Origin of the sequence: Corallococcus sp. CA047B (assembly GCF_003612065.1) — a bacterium.
In the GTDB taxonomy this organism is placed as follows: Bacteria; Myxococcota; Myxococcia; order Myxococcales; family Myxococcaceae; genus Corallococcus; species Corallococcus praedator.
This window is the reverse complement of sequence record NZ_RAWD01000238.1, coordinates 1-15,471: the sequence shown is the minus strand read 5'-3', so window position 1 is coordinate 15,471 and position 15,471 is coordinate 1. Positions and strand designations below refer to the sequence as shown.

The following is a 15,471-nucleotide window of genomic DNA, read 5'->3' as shown; positions in this document are numbered from 1 at the left end:
GGGCTTCACCTGGGGGGACGTGGGGCCCCGGTTCTTCGCCCATTGATCCGACGTGAGGGGGCGCACCGCCACGGACGTGGGGCGGGGCGTGGGACGCTTCTCGCCCGCAAGGTTCGTCTGGAGGAGGGACGCCAGGAGCACGAAGCCCACGATGGCGGCCTGCCCCAGGAGCGCCAGGACGGCCGCCACCAGATAGCGCCACGGCGCGCGCTTCTTGCGCCGCTCCCGCCAGTCTGTCGAGGAACCCTTGCCCACGGCCTGATGATAAACCTCCGGACCGCCTCTTCAGTCCCGAACGTGCGGCCCACAACACCGGAAGTACCGAAGAGATTCGCGTGCCGGGCATTGGATGCGCACGAATTGTCCTCTTCGGCTCAGTAGATGGGCGCGACCTCCGCGCCGTTGAAGTAGTAGCGCAGGATCTCCGGATAGCGCTGACCGGCTTCCGCCCGGCCAATGGCGCCTGTCTGACACATGCCCACGCCGTGGCCCCAGCCTCCGCCCCGGAAAAGCCACCCGGTGAGGCGGCCCTCGGCGTCCCGCTCGGCTTCCACCGTGGCCATGCTGCTGTTGAGCATCCCGAAGAGCCGCCGGATGTTCAGCTCGCCCCGGACCTGCGTCGCGCCCTTCAGGCCGGCCAGCGTGAGCAGCTTCGCCCGGCCGGAGACCCCACGCTCGGACAGACTCAAGGCCTGGATGGGCCCCACGCCCAGCTTCTCCGTGAGCGCGTCCACCTGCGCTTGCGTGAAGCGCTTCTCCCAGCGGAACTTCGTCGGCTGGGCGAAGCTGGACAGGCGGCACGCGGCGGGCACGTCCGGCGCGGCCAGCCACGCCTTGAGGGAGGACGGCCCGGGCACGTCCGGCGCGGCCTCCAGCAGGTCCGGCCGTCCGCGCAGGCTGGGGTCGGGCGGGCCTCCCCAGACGACGTCGTTGTCCTCGGTGTGGCCGCCGCACACGGCGCTGTAGACGGAGTCCACCAGCCGCCCGTCCTTGCTGAAGAGCGCCTCGCCCCGGGTGGCCTCCACCGCGGCGGTGGTGCTGGCCGCCTCTCCGGTGCGGCCCCGGTACACCGCGCAGTGCTGCTCCGAGCACAGCAGGTACGGATCCGCCAGGTGCTTGATGCCCACCTTCGCCAGCACCTCGCCCCGCGCGGTGACGGCCTGGGCCTTGAGCGCCTCCGGGTGCGCGCGCGCGAAGATTTCGGACGGCACCAGACCCTTGAGCAGGTCCTCCAGCGGCACCACGTTCACCACCGCGAGCTTGCCGCTCCGGTCCGCCGCGAACTGGAGCGCGCCCCGGAAGCTGCGGTCCTCGAAGGCGTGGAAGTCGTAGCCCACGCCGTACTCCACCTGCCGCACGTCGAAGCCGCTGCCATCCGGCGTCTCCGCGTCCAGCCGGTCCTGGGCAAGCCCCACCACCGCGTCGTTCTCGTCCTTCACCTCGAGGATGGCGCTGGACGGCTTGCGGACCTCCTCGAAGAGGGTGGTGCGCAGGCCGTAGCGGCGCAATAGCTCCGCCTGCTTCTCCGCTGCGGCGTGGGGCGTGAGGGCCTCTTCGCCCAGCAGCAGGTAGCGCCGGTTGTCGATGACCTTTCCCGCGATGCCGTACACGGAGCCCAGCGTGTAGGTGCGCACCGCGAGCCCCCGCGCGCGCCACGTCTCCTGCGCCTCCGACAGGCCGGCCTTGTCCGCGAACCGGAACTCGCCCAGTTGCAACCGCGCGCTCCACTGCGCGGGCTCACCCTGCGTCACCCGCACCGTCCACCGCGAGCCCGCGGGCGCATCCAGCATCTTGTCGTCCGGCCCGCCGAAGCGCAGGCGCATCCGGCCGCGCGGCGAGAACGTCACCGTGTCGCGCCCCTCCATCAGCTTGATGGGCAGCCGGGGCTCGCCGTTGCGGAAGTCCAGGCGCTTCAGGTCCTGCGGCCCGGGCAGACCGGAGGTGAGCGGATCCGGGAGCGCGCTCCCGGCCGTGGGCGCCACGCCCGCGTCGGGGGTGTTCGGGGAGGCGGCGGGCTTCGTGCTCGAGGAGACCTCCGGCTCGCCCAGTCCGCGCGTCGCGGGAGCAGGGGCGGGCGCCGGAGTGGCACAGGAGGCGAGCAGCAGGGCGGTCAGGAGGAGGACGGCTTTGGACACGGCGGGCGGCACCGTAGCCGCCGCGCGGTCAGGCGTCACGGTCCTCCCTTCCAGTGCGGCGCGTCTCGCCCTGGATGACCGGCAGTGAATAGAACGGCCGACGCCATGCGTTGGCCCTGTTCATGCGAATTCACGGAGGCAACGGCTTGACGAAGCGAAACACCCTGGTGACCTCCCTGGCTGCCTGCACCCTGGCCCTGAGTCTGAGCGCTTGCGGTGGCGGTGGCGGCTCGGGCGGGTCATCGGACTCGGGGGGCTCCTCCCAGACTCCCGCGTCCAACGCCAACGCTCCCACCATCGAGAAGTCCACCACCGCCCCGGGCAAGGCGCCCCCCATCGGCGTGCAGCCGGTGCCCAACACGCCCGCCGCGGAGATGCCGGCGCACGCGGACCACACCCCCATCGCGGAGCCCGGCCCCCAGCCCGCGGTCAGTGCCAAGGCGATGTCGGCCGTCGCGGCGACGACGCCCGCCCATGAGTGGGTGGTGTCGCCCGGCGGCAACGACGGCGCCGAGGGCACGGCCGCAGCGCCGCTGCGCACCATCGCCATGGCGGTGGGCAAGGCCGCTCCCGGCGACCGCGTCCGCGTGCTGGCCGGCACCTACGCGGAGCGCGTCGTCCTGGGCGAGAACGTCCAGGGGGGCACCGCGGAAGCGAAGATCACCCTCCAGGGCGAGGGCCGCCCGAAGCTCACGCCGGGCAGCGGCTCGGGCGCGCTCATGCAGGTGCGCCGGCCGAACTGGGTCATCGACGGCTTCGACATCGACGTGCAGTCGCAGCCCATCTTCGGCGTCTCCTTCGAGGGCGACGTGCAGGGCACGGTGCTCGCCAATTCGGAGCTGCACCACGGGACGGGTGGGGCGGGCATCACGACGTTCAACAACGCCCGCGGTCCCACCATCGAGAACAACAACATCCACGACTTCGTGCGCACCACCGGCAACCAGGACTCGCACGGCATCGTCGTGCAGGCGGCGTCCTACGACGTGACGGTGCGCAACAACGACATCCACGACAACTCCGGTGACTCCGTGCAGTGCCTGGGGCCCGAGGGCGTCAGCTCGCTGCCGCCCGCCACGGGCCTCCTGGTGGAGAACAACCACCTGTTCGGCAACCGCGAGAACGCCGTGGACATCAAGACGTGCCACGACGTCACCATCCGCAACAACCGGATGCACCACTTCGTGCAGTCGGCCACGGCCAAGGGCGAAGCGCTGGTCGTGCACTACTCCGCCAAGAACGTGCTGGTGGAGGACAACGAGCTGTACGACGCCTCCAAGGGCATCGCCGTGGGCGGCAACCACGAGGGCCCGGTGCCCTCGTCCGTCGTCGTGCGCCGCAACCGCCTGCACGACATCACCGACGCGGGCGGCGGCGAGGGCACCGCCATCCGCCTGGAGAACTCCCAGGGGACGGTGGTGGCGAACAACACCATCACCCGCGCGAAGTCCGCCATCATCCTGGGGCATGGCACCGGCGGCCCCACCGAGTCGCTCCGCGTGGAGAACAACCTCGTGGATTCGCCCATCGCCGTGGACGTGGGCGGCCAGGCCCCCGGCCTCCAGATGGGCTCCAACCTCTACCCGGCGGGGGCCCAGTTCAAGCACAACGGGCAGCTCGTGGCCCTGGACGCCTTCAAGGCGGCCACCGGGGATGCCTCCTCCACCGGCGGGGACGTCACGGTGTCGGAGGTGTTCGCTCCCTCGCCGTCCGCCCAGGATAAGGGTCTGGACGTGGGCCAGCCCTTCTGCGGCGCGGCCCCGGACATCGGCGCGGTGGAACTGGGCTGCTAGGCCTGACTCCCAGCGGGGAAAAACAGAAGGCCCGATGCGGAAGCAGCTTCCGCATCGGGCCTTTTGCTGTGAGGCGCCACCCGGATTCGAACCGGGGAATGAAGGTTTTGCAGACCTTTGCCTTACCACTTGGCTATGGCGCCGGAAGTGATTGGGGCCGGGTTTATACGCAGCCCCGTACGATGCGGTCAAGGAAGCAACACCACCCAGCCCCGCTTCTCGTCCCGCTACCATGCGGCGCGGGGCGTCAGGCCCCCGGGCTCGCGGCTCGGAAGACCAAGGAGACGGCACACGATGCTGCATGGCCAGGGAGTGTTCCAGGAGGAGCATGAAGCCTTCCGCCGTACGGTCCGGGCGGTGGTGGACAAGGAGCTGCGCCCGTTCGCGAACGCATGGGAGGACCGGGAGGAGTTTCCCCGGGAGCTCTTCCGCCGCTTCGGCGAGCTGGGCTTCCTGGGGCTCAAGTACCCGGAGGCCCTGGGGGGCACGGCCGCGGGCGAACTCTATGAGGCGGTGCTCCTGGAGGAACTGGGCCGGTGTGGCTCCGGAGGCGTGGCCGCCGGGCTGGGGGCGCAGTTCACCATCGCCACCGGGCCCCTGCACCTGTTCGGCACGGAGGCCCAGAAGCAGCGCTGGCTGGCCCCGGCCATCCAGGGGGAGAAGATTGGCGCCCTGGGCATCACCGAACCGGACGCCGGCTCGGACGTCGCGGGCCTGCGCACCACGGCCCGCCGCGACGGCGACCACTACGTCGTCAACGGCTCCAAGACGTACATCACCAACGGGGTGCGCGCGGACTTCGTGGTGCTGGCGGTGAAGACCGACCCCGAGCGGGGCCACAAGGGCCTGTCCATGCTCGTCGTGGAGCGGGGCACGCCGGGCTTCGGCGTGGGGCGCAAGCTCCAGAAGCTGGGCTGGCGCGCGTCCGACACGGCGGAGCTCTTCTTCGAGGACTGCCGCGTGCCGGCGGAGAACCTGCTGGGGGTGGAGGGGCAGGGCTTCTCGCAGATCATGGGCAACTTCCAGTGGGAGCGCCTGTCGCTCGCCCTGGGGGCGGTGGGCGCCATGGACGACATGCTGGAGACGGTGCTCGCGCACGTGAAGGAGCGCCGCGCCTTCGGCCAGACGCTGGGGCAGTTCCAGGTCATCCGCCACAAGCTGGCGGACCTGTACACCGCCCGCGAAAGCGCGCGTCAGCTCACCTACCACGCGCTGCGCCTGCACGTGGCGGGTGAGTACGCCGTCGCGCAGACCTCCATGGCCAAGAAGGTGGCCACGGAGACGTGCTGCCGCGTGGCCGACGAGTGCCTCCAGCTCCACGGAGGCGCCGGCTACATGATGGAGTACGACATCCAGCGCCACTGGCGCGACGCGCGGCTCGGCCCCATCGGCGGCGGCACCAGCGAGGTGATGAACGAGATCATCGCCAAGCAACTCGGGCTCTGAAACGCTGAAGTCGGGGCCCCCTGGCAGCAGGCGGGCAGGCGAGCGGGAAGAGGGAAAACGCCTGCTGGGTTCATGTTGGAAGGAACATGTCGCCTCGGGGAGGCCCCGGTGGAGCCCACCATCATTTGCGATGAGTTGTTCATGCGTCTGGGGGACGAGGATGTGCTCGTCCTGGATTGTCGGGACGCGATGGACTGGGAGCGGTTCGAGATCCACATCCCCGGCGCGCTGCGCATGACGGCCTCGGAGATCGCCCGCGACCTGGCGATGCTTCCGGACGACGAGCTCATCGTCCTGTGTGGCACCACCCAGGACTGCGCCGACATCCGCCGCATCTGCCGCGTGCTGAGACTCCGGGGGCGCAACGCGGTGTGCCTCTCCGGGGGGCTCCACGCCTGGGTGACGGGCGGCTACCCCACCGAACGCCACGTCCGCGCGCAGTCCCACGCCCACCGCTGAGCGGTGGATGCGACGCGTCGTGAAACGGTGTAAGGAGCGGCCTGCCGCCCCCACCGGAGACCCTCCACGATGGCCAAGCTTCGCGCCGTACTCATTGGCGCCACCGGACTCGCGGGCCAGCAGTTCATCGCTGCCCTGAAGGACCACCCGTTCATCGAACTGACCGGGCTCGCCGCCTCGCCCCGTTCCGCCGGCAAAACCTATGGAGACGCCCTGCGCGCCTCCAACGGGATGCAGGCCTGGTTCGTCCCGGAGCCGCTGCCGGAGTCCATCGCCCGGATGACCGTCATCAGCGGGGACGCGGTGCAGGCGAAGGACTACGACATCGCCTTCTCCGCCGTGGAGGCGGACGTGGCGCGGGAGCTGGAGCCCCGGCTCGCCCGCGACATCCCGGTGTTCTCCGCCGCGAGCGCCTTCCGCTACGACGAGGACGTGCCGCTGCTCATCCCGCCCGTCAACGCGGCCCACGCGCCGCTCATCCAGGCGCAGCGCAAGCAGCGCGGCTGGAAGGGCTTCATCGTCCCCATCCCCAACTGCACCACCACCGGCCTCGCCGTGACGCTGGCCCCCCTGGCCGAGCGCTTCGGGGTGAAGGCGGTGCTGATGACCAGCCTCCAGGCCATGTCCGGCGCCGGCCGTTCTCCCGGCGTCATCGGTCTGGACATCCTCGACAACGTGGTGCCCTACATCCCCAAGGAGGAGCACAAGGTCGAGGTGGAGACGAAGAAGATCCTCGGGTCGCTGGACGCCGCGGGCGCGGCGCTCACCCCGCACGACGTGCGCGTCTCCTGCACCTGCACCCGCGTCGCCGTCCTGGAGGGCCACACCGAGTCCGTCTTCGTGTCGCTCGGCAAGAACGCCACCGTGGCGGAGGTCGCCCAGGCGATGCGCGAGTGGAAGGGCGCCGAGGTGGCGAGCAACCTTCCGTCCGCTCCGCCCCGGTGGATCGAAGTGCTGGACGACCCGTTCCGTCCCCAGCCCCGCATGGACCGGGACACCCACGGCGGCATGGCCACCACGGTGGGCCGCATCCGCGAGGACGGTGTCCTGGAGAACGGCTTCAAGTACGTGCTCGTCTCCCACAACACGAAGTTTGGAGCCGCCAAGGGCGCCATCCTCGTGGCGGAGTTGCTGCGAGCGCAGGGCTTGCTGGGCTGACAGGGGAAGGTCGCCGGGGAGGGCCCTAAATTCAGGATGCCACCCCGGCCGCAACCATCTACTGTGCGCGGCCACGGACGCGCGGAATACCGCACAGAGGAGATTTAAATGGCTTACGTCGTCGCCGAGCCTTGCATCAAGTGCAAGTACACCGATTGTGTCGAGGTGTGCCCGGTCAACTGCTTCTACGAGGGAGAGAACTTCCTCGTGATCCACCCGGATGAGTGCATCGACTGCGGTGCCTGCGAGCCCGTCTGCCCGACGAAGGCGATCTTCCCCGAGAGCGAGCTGCCCGCTCAGTGGAAGGAGTACCAGGCGCTCAACACGGACCTCTCCACCAAGTGGCCCAACATCGCGGAGAAGAAGGCGCCCCTGCCCGAGGCCGAGGATTTCAAGGAGAAGACGGGCAAGCGTCCTCAGTTGAGCCTGGCGGGTGGTACGAAGAAGTAGGGCGCCGCGCCGCTCGCGTGCGCCCGTGTGGGTGAAGGCCCTTGCGCCCGCTGGCGTGAGGGCCTTCGTCATTCGTGGCTTCCCGGCGGCGATGCGCATTCCGCTCAATCCGCCCGCAGGACGCTGAGTCGCAGCCCGCGGGCCTCCAGTGCGTCGCGCAGCCGTGTCACGTCCTCCGTGGGCACGGGCCCGTGGCGCCCCTGGATGCGCAGCGCCACCTCGCGCGGGCCGGTGCGCTCGACCTCCACGGTGGCCTCCAGCGAACCGCGCAGGCTCAGGCCCAGCGCCGGCCGCTGTGACTTCACGAAGACTTCGATCTTCTCGATGAGGGCCAGCGTGGACTCGACCTGCGCGATGGGCGTGTCGGACGGACCGGCGCCTCCCGCGGACCCGGACGCCACGCTGCGGCTTTCGCTCGAAGGGGACCGCGAAGCGCTCCCGGTGCCGCTGTCCTCACGTGTCGGCGCGGGCGCTGGAGTGGAGGAGGGGACAGGCCGGGGTTCGGCGCGAAACGCGCGGTCCAGCTCGCGGGCGATCAGCTCCGAGGCCCGGTGGTGGGCCTGCTCCCGGCCCTCGGCGTGGGCCTCCTGACGCACGGTGCCCAGCCGCTGCGTCTCCACGTGCATGCCCTGTCGGACCTGGCGGAGCGTCTCGGGGCTTCCGAGCGCGCGGTGCGCGGTGGCAAGGACGGACGCCGAGGCCCGCACTCCCTGCAGGGCGGAAGGGGCCCGCGCCGTCAGGCCCGTGGCGCCAGGAGGCACGGTGGGGCGGGAGCCCAAGGACTTCGTGGGCCCCTCCACCGGGACCCTTCCGGGGCGGGGTTCGGAGCCAGGACGTCCTCGCGGACCTGCGCGTCCGGGCGTCTGCTGGAGGACCTGCTGGAACGCTTCCTTTTCCGGAGCGACCTTCTCGTGTCCGGAAGGGGCGTCCTGACCTTCGACCTTCATGGCGTGCCTCGCGCGTACGGGATGCGCGGGCATCAGCAGCGGCCGTGCCACCGTGGCGGTTGGGCACTCCAGGAGGGGCGGGACGTCAGGGCGGCGTCCCGGAGGGTTCCGCCTCCGGGATGGGCGTGCGGGGCGCGGGACGGCGTCTCAGCGCTTGCCGCCGAAGCCGCCCGGCTGGACGGGCGCGGTGCCCGTCAGGTCGTTGAACGCGAGCGGACAGGCCGCCACGGCGGCGGGATCCGCCAGCGCGGCGTTCTGGGTCCAGTCCCGGTCCTGGAACAGGAGCGCGTCGCGCACCTCCAGCTCCTTGAGCGCCTTGCGGTACTCCCAGAAGCGTCCGCGCAGCAGCACCCGGGTGCCCTTGGGCAGCGTCGCCAGGTCCATGTACTGCGCATCCTTCAGGCGCGCCGTGATGGTCACCGCGGGGCGCGACTTCGGCTTGCCGTAGTTCAGCCCGCTGAGCAGTCCGTCCTGGGTAGGATCCGGGAGGTAGTAGACGAGCCGGGCCACGAGCGCGGGGGGCTCCGGCGGCGGGGCGTTGCGGCCCTTCTTCTTCTTGGGCTTCTCCAGCTTCGCGTCGACGAACTCCAGCCCCCCGAAGCCCACTTCCTTGTCGAGGTAGTCGTCGCGGAACTTCGCATCCGCCACGCTGGCGGCGGTGGTGTTGGCCTTGAGGACCTCCACGTCGTAGCGCTCGAGCATGGCGGGCAGCGTGAAGAAGAAGCTGTCCACGGGATTCACGCCGTCCGCGACGAAGCGCAGCTTGCCCACGTCGAGCGGCGGGTAGTACGGCGCGAGCGCCACCGCGGTCTGCAGCCACTCGGCCGGCAGCTTCTTGTCGATGAGCACCCGGCGCATCATCGACACCAGGAACATGCTGGCCGGGAAGCGCGGGGTGGACAGCTGCGTGTTCACGGTCTGCAGCAGCGCCGGATCCACGAAGAAGTTCTCATCGCGCTTGTGCAGGAAGGGCGCGGATTCACCCACGACGGTGAGCAGCGCGCCCACCAGCTGGGCGCAGCCCGGGTCGGACGTGCCGCTGGTGAGGGCCTGGTACACGCGGGAGCGGAGGAACCGCTTGTCCATGTCCGCTTCGCGGAACACGGGCGGCTCACCCGTTCCGAAGAAGAACTCCTTCTGGGCGAGAGCGGGAGACGACAGCAGGCTCAGGGACAGGGCGAGGAGGGCTCGAGAACGCATCGCTCGGGACCCTAACATGCCCGCCCCGGAGCGATCCTCCCCCGAGCGTGTCCGCACCCGCTCCGCGTGAAATCCCAGAGGGGCCGTCCGACGCGTCAGGTATTGCAACCGGAGGACCCGATGCGGCGGGGCTTCCATGACTTTCATCGCCTGCGACCCGGGGGCAGGGGGCGGAGCGACCGCGTGGGAGGCGTGCCGGGGCGGAGTCGGCCTGCTCGCGGGCGGCGACTTCTCAGGGGGCCGCGTCTTTTTCCGCCTGTTGGCGGCCCGGCCTTTTGTGTACCTTGCCCGGCGATATGCCGACGCCTCCCGAGACCACCCCGGCACCCGTCACCATCGCCCAGATCAAGAGCGAGGCGGAGCTCTTTCAAGCCCTGGCCATCCGTGAGGTGGTGTTCATCGAGGAACAGCACGTTCCCGAAGGCATCGAGCGCGACGCCGAGGACGCGCAGGCGTACCACGTGCTCGCCTACCAGGGTGGTCACGCCATCGGCACCGGCCGGCTGGTGAAGCTGCCGGAGCCTCCCGCGGGACAGACGGGGACGTGGGGGCAGATTGGCCGCATGGCGGTGCTCCAGGCGCACCGCAAGTCGCGCGTGGGCTCGCTGCTGCTGACGACGCTGGAGGAGGAGGCGCGCCGCCGCAACGTGACCGGCATCATGCTGCACGCCCAGCTCTACGCGCTCGACTTCTACAAGAAGCACGGCTACCAGCCGGTGGGCGCCGTCTTCGACGAAGCCGGCATCGACCATCTGGAGATGCACAAGCGGCTGTAGTCGCCGCGCGGTGTGCTTCAGCGCCTCGGAGGACGGGGCGCGGGCGGTTCGGCGTGGCGCGGATCCTCCGGCCACGAGTGCCGGGGATACTTGCGGCACAGCTCCTTGCGGATCGCCGGGTAGTGACGCTCCCAGAAGCCCGCCAGGTCGGTGGTCACCTGCACGGCGCGCATGTTGGGGGCCAGCAGGTGCAGCACCAGCGGCACGCGGCCCGCGCCCACGCTGGGCCCCTGGGCCAATCCGAAGAAGTCCTGCAGCCGTGACTCCACCCAGGGCGGCTTGCCCGGCTCGTAGTGCACCTTCACGCCGCGCCCACCGGGAAGGGTGACGCGCTCCGGGGCATGGTTCGCCAGCAGGCGTTGCTGCTCCTGCGTGAGGCGCGTGTAGAGCGCGTCCAGCAGCGACACGCCCTCCAGGTCGGAGAAGCTGCGCGCGCCGACGCACAGAGAGGCCAGCGCATCGCGCAGGAAGTTGGCGTCCACGGCGGGAAAGCCCGCTTCGGGGAAGGCCTTGGCCAGCAGCGCCACGCGGGTGCGCCACTGCTCCAGCGCCTCGGGCTCCGCGAAGCGCTCCGGGCCCGCGGCGAGCGCGGCTTCGGCCAGCACGCGCGCGGCCTCCTCGGAGGGAGGGGCGGGGGTGCGCGTCTCCTCCAGCATGAGGTTGCCGTACGCCAGCCGGGTGAGGCGCTCCACGCGGCGCGAGTCCGGGTTCCACTGGAGGGTGTCCACCTCCTCCAGGGCGTCGGGGTAGAGGTCCAACAGCCACTCGGCCTCCACCGCGCTCGCGAGCCGCACGACGGCGCCGCGACCGGGGCGCTCCTCGGCGTCCACGGCGACCATCAGCTCCGCGTCCTGGACGACGCTGAACTCGGACAGGCTGGTGGTGCCGCCGCCGAACATGAGCAGCTCGGGGGAACGGGGCCGCCGTCTGCGGGCGACGCGGTCCGGGTAGCCGGCGAGCACGCTGAGCATCAAGGCCTGCTCCACGTCCTCGGGACGGCCGGGCCGCGAGCCCTGCTCCCGCACGTTGCGCCGAAGCTGCTTCTGCACGCGCTCCACGGACTGCACCGCGCCCGCGTCCAGGGAGAGCGACTGCATGCGGCCGGAGGAGAAGCCGGAGCGTCCGGCTTCGCGGAAGCGCTCCAGCAGCTCCAGGAGGTCGGAGGGACCGCTGACGATGGCTGCCGCGCGTCCTCCGCCGCCCAGGTTGGCGCGGGCCTCGCGGCGGATGTCCCGTTCACCCATGAGCGCGGCGAGCAGCGCGGCATCGGCGCCAACGCCCCGGCGTTCACCCTCGACGATGACGCGTGCCTGCCGGGGGTGGACGGGGAAGCGCAGCAGCCGCTGGCCCACGTCCGTCACCTTGCCGCCCGAGTCCACGGCGCCCAGGCGGCGCAGCAGGGTCTCCGCAGCCTCCATCGCGGGCGCGGGGGGCGCTTCGAAGAACGGGAAGGTGGTCAGGTCCTTCACGCCCGAGGCGCGCAGCGAGAGCACGGTCTCGGCCAGGTCGGTGCGGCGGATCTCCGGGGCTTCCTGGTCGGGCCGTCCGTCGAAGTCGTGCTGGGTGTAGAGGCGCACGCAGTGGCCCGCGCGGGTGCGGCCCGCGCGGCCGGCGCGCTGGGTGGCGGAGGCCCGGCTCACCTTGCCCAGCTTGAGCTGCGGAAGCCCGGACCAGGGCGAATGGGACGCCACGCGCGCCAGACCGCTGTCGATGACGACCGCGACGCCGTCGATGGTGACGGAGGTCTCCGCGACGTTGGTGGACAGGATGATCTTCCGGCGGGAGCTGCGGCGCACGGCGCGATCCTGCTCGGCGGGGGACAGGTCGCCATGCAGCGGGAGCACGTCGGCGTCGTGGCGTTCAGCGAACTCCGCGCAGGTGTCGCGCGCGCGGCGGATCTCCCCCGCGCCGGGAAGGAACACGAGCACGTCGCCGTCGACGCCCTGGGTGAACAGGCGCTTGAGCGCGGAGAGCACCTGTTGATCCAGGTGCCGCTCATCCGGGGCGGAGAGGTATTCGACGCTCACGTCGAAGCGGCGTCCCTCGGAGCGCAATGACGGTGCGCCGCCCAGGTACGCGCGGACGGGCTCGGCCTCCAGGGTGGCGGACATCACGACGAGCTTGAGGTCCGGCCGGGTCGTCTCCTGGAGCCTGCGCAGGAGCGCGAGCGAGATGTCCGCGGACAGGTGCCGCTCGTGGAACTCGTCGAGCACGACGATGCCCACGTCGCGCAGGGTGGCGTCGGTGAGCAGCCGTCGTCCGAGTACGCCCTCCGTGACGAAGGACATGCGGGTCTTCGGGCCGCGCACGTCCTCGAAGCGGACCTGGTAGCCGACCGTCTCCCCCACGCGCTCGCCAATCTCCTCGGACACGCGCTGCGCGGCGAGCCGGGTGGGCAGCCGTCGGGGTTGGAGGACGACGATCTCCTTGCCCTGACCCAGGCCCGCCTCCAGGAGCGCCCGGGGGACGCGCGTCGTCTTGCCCGCGCCGGGAGGTGCCTCCAGCACGAGCGACCGCGCGCTCCGGAGCGTGGAGACGATGTCGGGCAGGAGGGGATCGATAGGGAGGGCGACGTCCGCCATGTCCGGGTTCCTCTTCACGGCGGGGGATTCACCGCGCGTCGGGTTTCAGGGCGTCCCTGTCTCGGACGGGTCGGTCTTCTTGCGGCGGCGGGGGCGGACGGCCTCCGGTGCTCCGGAAGCATCCTGCTCCGGAACCGGAGGACTCTCCGGCTGAGCGGCCACGGCCCCGGTGTTCTTCGGAGGCCGGCCTCGACGCGCGGGGGGCCGAGCCGCGACGGGCTCCGCATCCGGAAGTTCCTCCGCGTCGGGAGCCGGGGCAGTGACTTCCAGGGTCGCGCTTGAGGAGGTCTCCTCTCCGCCACCCAGGGCCGGTGCCTCCTCATCGGAGTGTTCCACGGGGGCCGCGGGCTGAGCATTCCGCCGACCCTTGCGCGTCGCTGGCGGAGTGGAGGGCGCCTCGGCCTCCTCGGGCGTGAAGTCTCCCTGCGCTTCGGCCGCATCCGCGCCATCCGCGGCCGCGTCGTCATCCCCGGACGCCGTGTCCTCCGGACCCTCGAGCGCGTCGTCCTGCGCGGAGTCCACATCGTCCCCGTACGGATCAAACCCGTCCTCGGCGGAGAGGGCGAGCGCACGACCCGCGCGCTTCCGGGGCTTGAGGGTGAGGCCCGCGGCCTCGAAGACCCCCGGCACGGGAACGAGCGCGGCCTCGGCGAGCAGCCGTCCCTGCCGCAACGCCACATCCAGTCGCCGCCCCAGCGCCACCAGGGACTCGCGCAGCGCGGCCTCTTCCTCCGGAGGCAGTGGGGTAGGGGACAGGCTCGCGTTCCACGCGGCGAACGTCGAAGCCACCAGCTCCACGACGGGGCGCACCATCGCGAAGTCGTCGCGGGAGAAGATGCGGGTGACGTAGGAACTCTTGAACCGGCGCTCGTAGGAGGACGCGTACTCGTTCACGAGTTCAACGGGGGCCCGCCGGAGCTGGGGGAACTTGAGGTGCGGGAAGAGGGCCTCGATGACCGGGGCCCGGCTGCTGGCGGTGAAGGTGATGCCCGCGTGCAGCTTCTCCAGCGCATCCACCCACCGGCCCTGCTGATCGAACGAGAACTCCTCGCGCGCCTCGTCCAGTTCGGGCAGGTCCTTCACCTGCTCCAGCAAACCGGGCGCCGGCTCCCGGGCCTCGCGCAGCCGTTCCAGCGCGGAGGCGAGCCACTGCTTCTCGGCCTCCAGCCCCGGCCTGCCGACGACCATCTCCTCCGCCGTGGCGAGTCGGGCCTCGAAGGCCTCGGCGAAGCGGATCAGCTCATAGGATTCGAGCGTGGACGACATGCGTGGACTCCTCGGAGGGGCGGCGGAGATAGCACACCTTCACCGTCCGACGAGCAGGGCCTCCAGGGCTTCAGGGGCGGAGAAATCCGCGAAGGCCCATTCGGCGCCGGCGTCGCGCAGCGCCTGGGGCGTGAAGTTGCCCGTACCGACGCCAATCGTCTCCGCGCCAATGCCCTTGGCGGCCGCGACGTCCTTGGGCGTATCGCCGATGATCACCACCCGGCACGCCTCCAGGGGCTGGCCCAGCTGCGCGGCCCCGGCCTGGGCGCCGTGCCGGATGAGGGCCACGCGGTCCTCGAAGTCGCACCCGAAGCCGCCGAAGGCGAACTGATCATGGATGCGCACGCGCTCCAGCTTCACCCGGGCGCCCGCGCGCACGTTGCCGGTGCCCAGCCCCACGGCGAAGCCCGACCGGGAGCGCGCCTCCAGCACGGCCTCGCGCATGCCGGGGTGCACGCGGTACTCGCGCTCATCGACCTTGGGGACCTCCTCGGCCAGGTGGGCGACATACGCGTCGACGACCGCGCTGATGGTCTCCTCGGAGACCGGCACGCCGATGATGCCCAGTGCCTTGCGGACGATGGCCCGGTCCGTCATGCCGGACATGCTGAAACCATCGCACGCGTCGCGGCGCTGATGGAGGCGTTCGAAGGCCAGGGCCATCGAGCGACGTCCCGCGCCGCCAGTGGTGACGAGGGTGCCATCGATGTCGAAGAGAAGGACGGTGGGGCGCATGGCCCCTCATCTAACGGAAGGCCCCGCCCGACGCGAGCCCCGAACAATCCGCCCGGGTGGGCACTTCAGGGCTCGGCCAGCGTGAGGCCCTGCTGGAGGGCCTCGCGCACCTGGGGAACGTCCTCCCGGGGGAGGCGCTCCTCCAGCGCCTCCCGCACCTGTTGGCCTCCCAGACGACCGAGCGCCTGGGCCACCGCCTCGCGGATCCGCACATCCCGGTCCTCCAGCCGGGCCCGCAGCGCCGTCACGGCCTCGAACCCCAGGCATTGACCGAGCGCCGCCGCGGCCCGGGTGCGGACGTCCGCGGGACGGCGGGGATCCTCCATCATCGCCTGGAGTGTCGGCCCTGCCTGGGGCGCTTCCACCAGTGACAGCGCCGTCACGGCCCGCATCCGTTGCGCGTCGGGGACGTTCGGATCCTCCGTGAGCGCCGCGAGCACGGGAACCACGTCCGGTCCCAGGCTGCGCCAGGCCGTCCCCGCCAGGGAGGGCTGCGCGAGCAACCTCAGGGCCTCGTCGCGCAG

13 protein-coding genes, 1 tRNA gene and 1 pseudogene are annotated in these 15,471 nt (G+C 71.1%); 6 read left to right on the top strand and 9 right to left on the bottom strand.

What is annotated here, in order from left to right; translation table 11 throughout:
• Together D7X74_RS29535 and D7X74_RS29530 are read right to left on the bottom strand one after the other, a co-directional pair.
• Window positions 1-255 (bottom strand): annotated as a pseudogene (locus D7X74_RS29535) (energy transducer TonB); the annotation flags it as partial.
• A gap of 119 nt (window positions 256-374) precedes the next feature.
• Window positions 375-2,174: a SpoIID/LytB domain-containing protein gene (locus D7X74_RS29530; protein ID WP_233602311.1), complete on the bottom strand. Its 1,800-nt coding sequence runs from the start codon at window positions 2,172-2,174 to the stop codon at window positions 375-377.
• A 107-nt stretch (window positions 2,175-2,281) separates the two neighbouring features.
• Between D7X74_RS29530 and D7X74_RS29525 the strand changes: the two genes are divergently transcribed.
• The gene (locus tag D7X74_RS29525) at window positions 2,282-3,928 is read left to right on the top strand and encodes a nitrous oxide reductase family maturation protein NosD (protein ID WP_199732904.1); all 1,647 of its coding nucleotides are present in this window, start codon (window positions 2,282-2,284) and stop codon (window positions 3,926-3,928) included.
• A gap of 71 nt (window positions 3,929-3,999) precedes the next feature.
• Here D7X74_RS29525 and D7X74_RS29520 read toward each other — a convergent pair.
• Window positions 4,000-4,071 (bottom strand) — tRNA-Cys (locus tag D7X74_RS29520).
• A gap of 151 nt (window positions 4,072-4,222) precedes the next feature.
• Between D7X74_RS29520 and D7X74_RS29515 the strand changes: the two genes are divergently transcribed.
• The 4 genes from D7X74_RS29515 to fdxA all read left to right on the top strand — a co-directional run bounded on the left by D7X74_RS29515 (window position 4,223) and on the right by fdxA (window position 7,441).
• On the top strand, window positions 4,223-5,374 hold the full coding sequence (locus D7X74_RS29515; protein WP_120536344.1) for an acyl-CoA dehydrogenase family protein: 1,152 nt from the start codon (window positions 4,223-4,225) through the stop codon (window positions 5,372-5,374).
• Between the two features lie 108 nt (window positions 5,375-5,482).
• A complete protein-coding gene (locus tag D7X74_RS29510; protein WP_199732903.1) occupies window positions 5,483-5,833 on the top strand; it encodes a rhodanese-like domain-containing protein in 351 nt (116 codons plus the stop codon).
• 69 nt (window positions 5,834-5,902) lie between these two features.
• Window positions 5,903-6,991, top strand: a complete 1,089-nt coding sequence (gene asd / locus D7X74_RS29505; protein ID WP_120536342.1) for an aspartate-semialdehyde dehydrogenase — start codon at window positions 5,903-5,905, stop codon at window positions 6,989-6,991.
• A gap of 108 nt (window positions 6,992-7,099) precedes the next feature.
• A complete protein-coding gene (fdxA, locus tag D7X74_RS29500) occupies window positions 7,100-7,441 on the top strand; it encodes a ferredoxin FdxA (protein ID WP_120536341.1) in 342 nt (113 codons plus the stop codon).
• A gap of 104 nt (window positions 7,442-7,545) precedes the next feature.
• Here fdxA and D7X74_RS29495 read toward each other — a convergent pair whose 3' ends face one another.
• On the bottom strand, window positions 7,546-8,220 hold the full coding sequence (locus D7X74_RS29495; RefSeq protein ID WP_233602310.1) for a hypothetical protein: 675 nt from the start codon (window positions 8,218-8,220) through the stop codon (window positions 7,546-7,548).
• A gap of 315 nt (window positions 8,221-8,535) precedes the next feature.
• The gene (locus D7X74_RS29490; RefSeq protein WP_120536339.1) at window positions 8,536-9,588 is read right to left on the bottom strand and encodes a hypothetical protein; all 1,053 of its coding nucleotides are present in this window, start codon (window positions 9,586-9,588) and stop codon (window positions 8,536-8,538) included.
• 296 nt (window positions 9,589-9,884) lie between these two features.
• On the opposite strand from D7X74_RS29490, the gene D7X74_RS29485 reads away from it, so the two are divergent.
• Entirely contained in the window at window positions 9,885-10,364 is a 480-nt protein-coding gene (locus D7X74_RS29485; protein WP_120536338.1) for a GNAT family N-acetyltransferase, read from the top strand.
• Between the two features lie 17 nt (window positions 10,365-10,381).
• On the opposite strand, the gene hrpB is transcribed toward D7X74_RS29485, so the two are convergent.
• The 4 genes from hrpB to D7X74_RS29465 all read right to left on the bottom strand — a co-directional run.
• Complete coding sequence (gene hrpB / locus D7X74_RS29480; protein ID WP_120536337.1) at window positions 10,382-12,946, bottom strand: ATP-dependent helicase HrpB; 2,565 nt, start codon at window positions 12,944-12,946, stop codon at window positions 10,382-10,384.
• A 45-nt stretch (window positions 12,947-12,991) separates the two neighbouring features.
• Window positions 12,992-14,212: a hypothetical protein gene (locus D7X74_RS29475; protein ID WP_120536336.1), complete on the bottom strand. Its 1,221-nt coding sequence runs from the start codon at window positions 14,210-14,212 to the stop codon at window positions 12,992-12,994.
• Window positions 14,213-14,251: 39 nt separating this feature from the next.
• Window positions 14,252-14,947 (bottom strand): HAD family hydrolase, encoded by a 696-nt coding sequence (locus tag D7X74_RS29470; RefSeq protein WP_120536335.1) that lies wholly within the window; start codon window positions 14,945-14,947, stop codon window positions 14,252-14,254.
• 65 nt (window positions 14,948-15,012) lie between these two features.
• Window positions 15,013-15,471, bottom strand: a 459-nt coding sequence (locus tag D7X74_RS29465) for a HEAT repeat domain-containing protein (protein WP_158622314.1), incomplete at its 5' end; no start/stop codon positions are given.

Excerpts from the sequence above, each read along its gene's own strand:
- D7X74_RS29515 (WP_120536344.1), top strand. The coding sequence starts at position 4,223 with ATGCTGCATGGCCAGGGAGTGTTCCAGGAGGAGCATGAAGCCTTCCGC.
- asd (WP_120536342.1), top strand. The coding sequence starts at position 5,903 with ATGGCCAAGCTTCGCGCCGTACTCATTGGCGCCACCGGACTCGCGGGC.
- fdxA (WP_120536341.1), top strand. The coding sequence starts at position 7,100 with ATGGCTTACGTCGTCGCCGAGCCTTGCATCAAGTGCAAGTACACCGAT.
- D7X74_RS29490 (WP_120536339.1), bottom strand. The coding sequence starts at position 9,588 with ATGCGTTCTCGAGCCCTCCTCGCCCTGTCCCTGAGCCTGCTGTCGTCT.
- D7X74_RS29485 (WP_120536338.1), top strand. The coding sequence starts at position 9,885 with ATGCCGACGCCTCCCGAGACCACCCCGGCACCCGTCACCATCGCCCAG.
- hrpB (WP_120536337.1), bottom strand. The coding sequence starts at position 12,946 with ATGGCGGACGTCGCCCTCCCTATCGATCCCCTCCTGCCCGACATCGTC.
- D7X74_RS29475 (WP_120536336.1), bottom strand. The coding sequence starts at position 14,212 with ATGTCGTCCACGCTCGAATCCTATGAGCTGATCCGCTTCGCCGAGGCC.
- D7X74_RS29470 (WP_120536335.1), bottom strand. The coding sequence starts at position 14,947 with ATGCGCCCCACCGTCCTTCTCTTCGACATCGATGGCACCCTCGTCACC.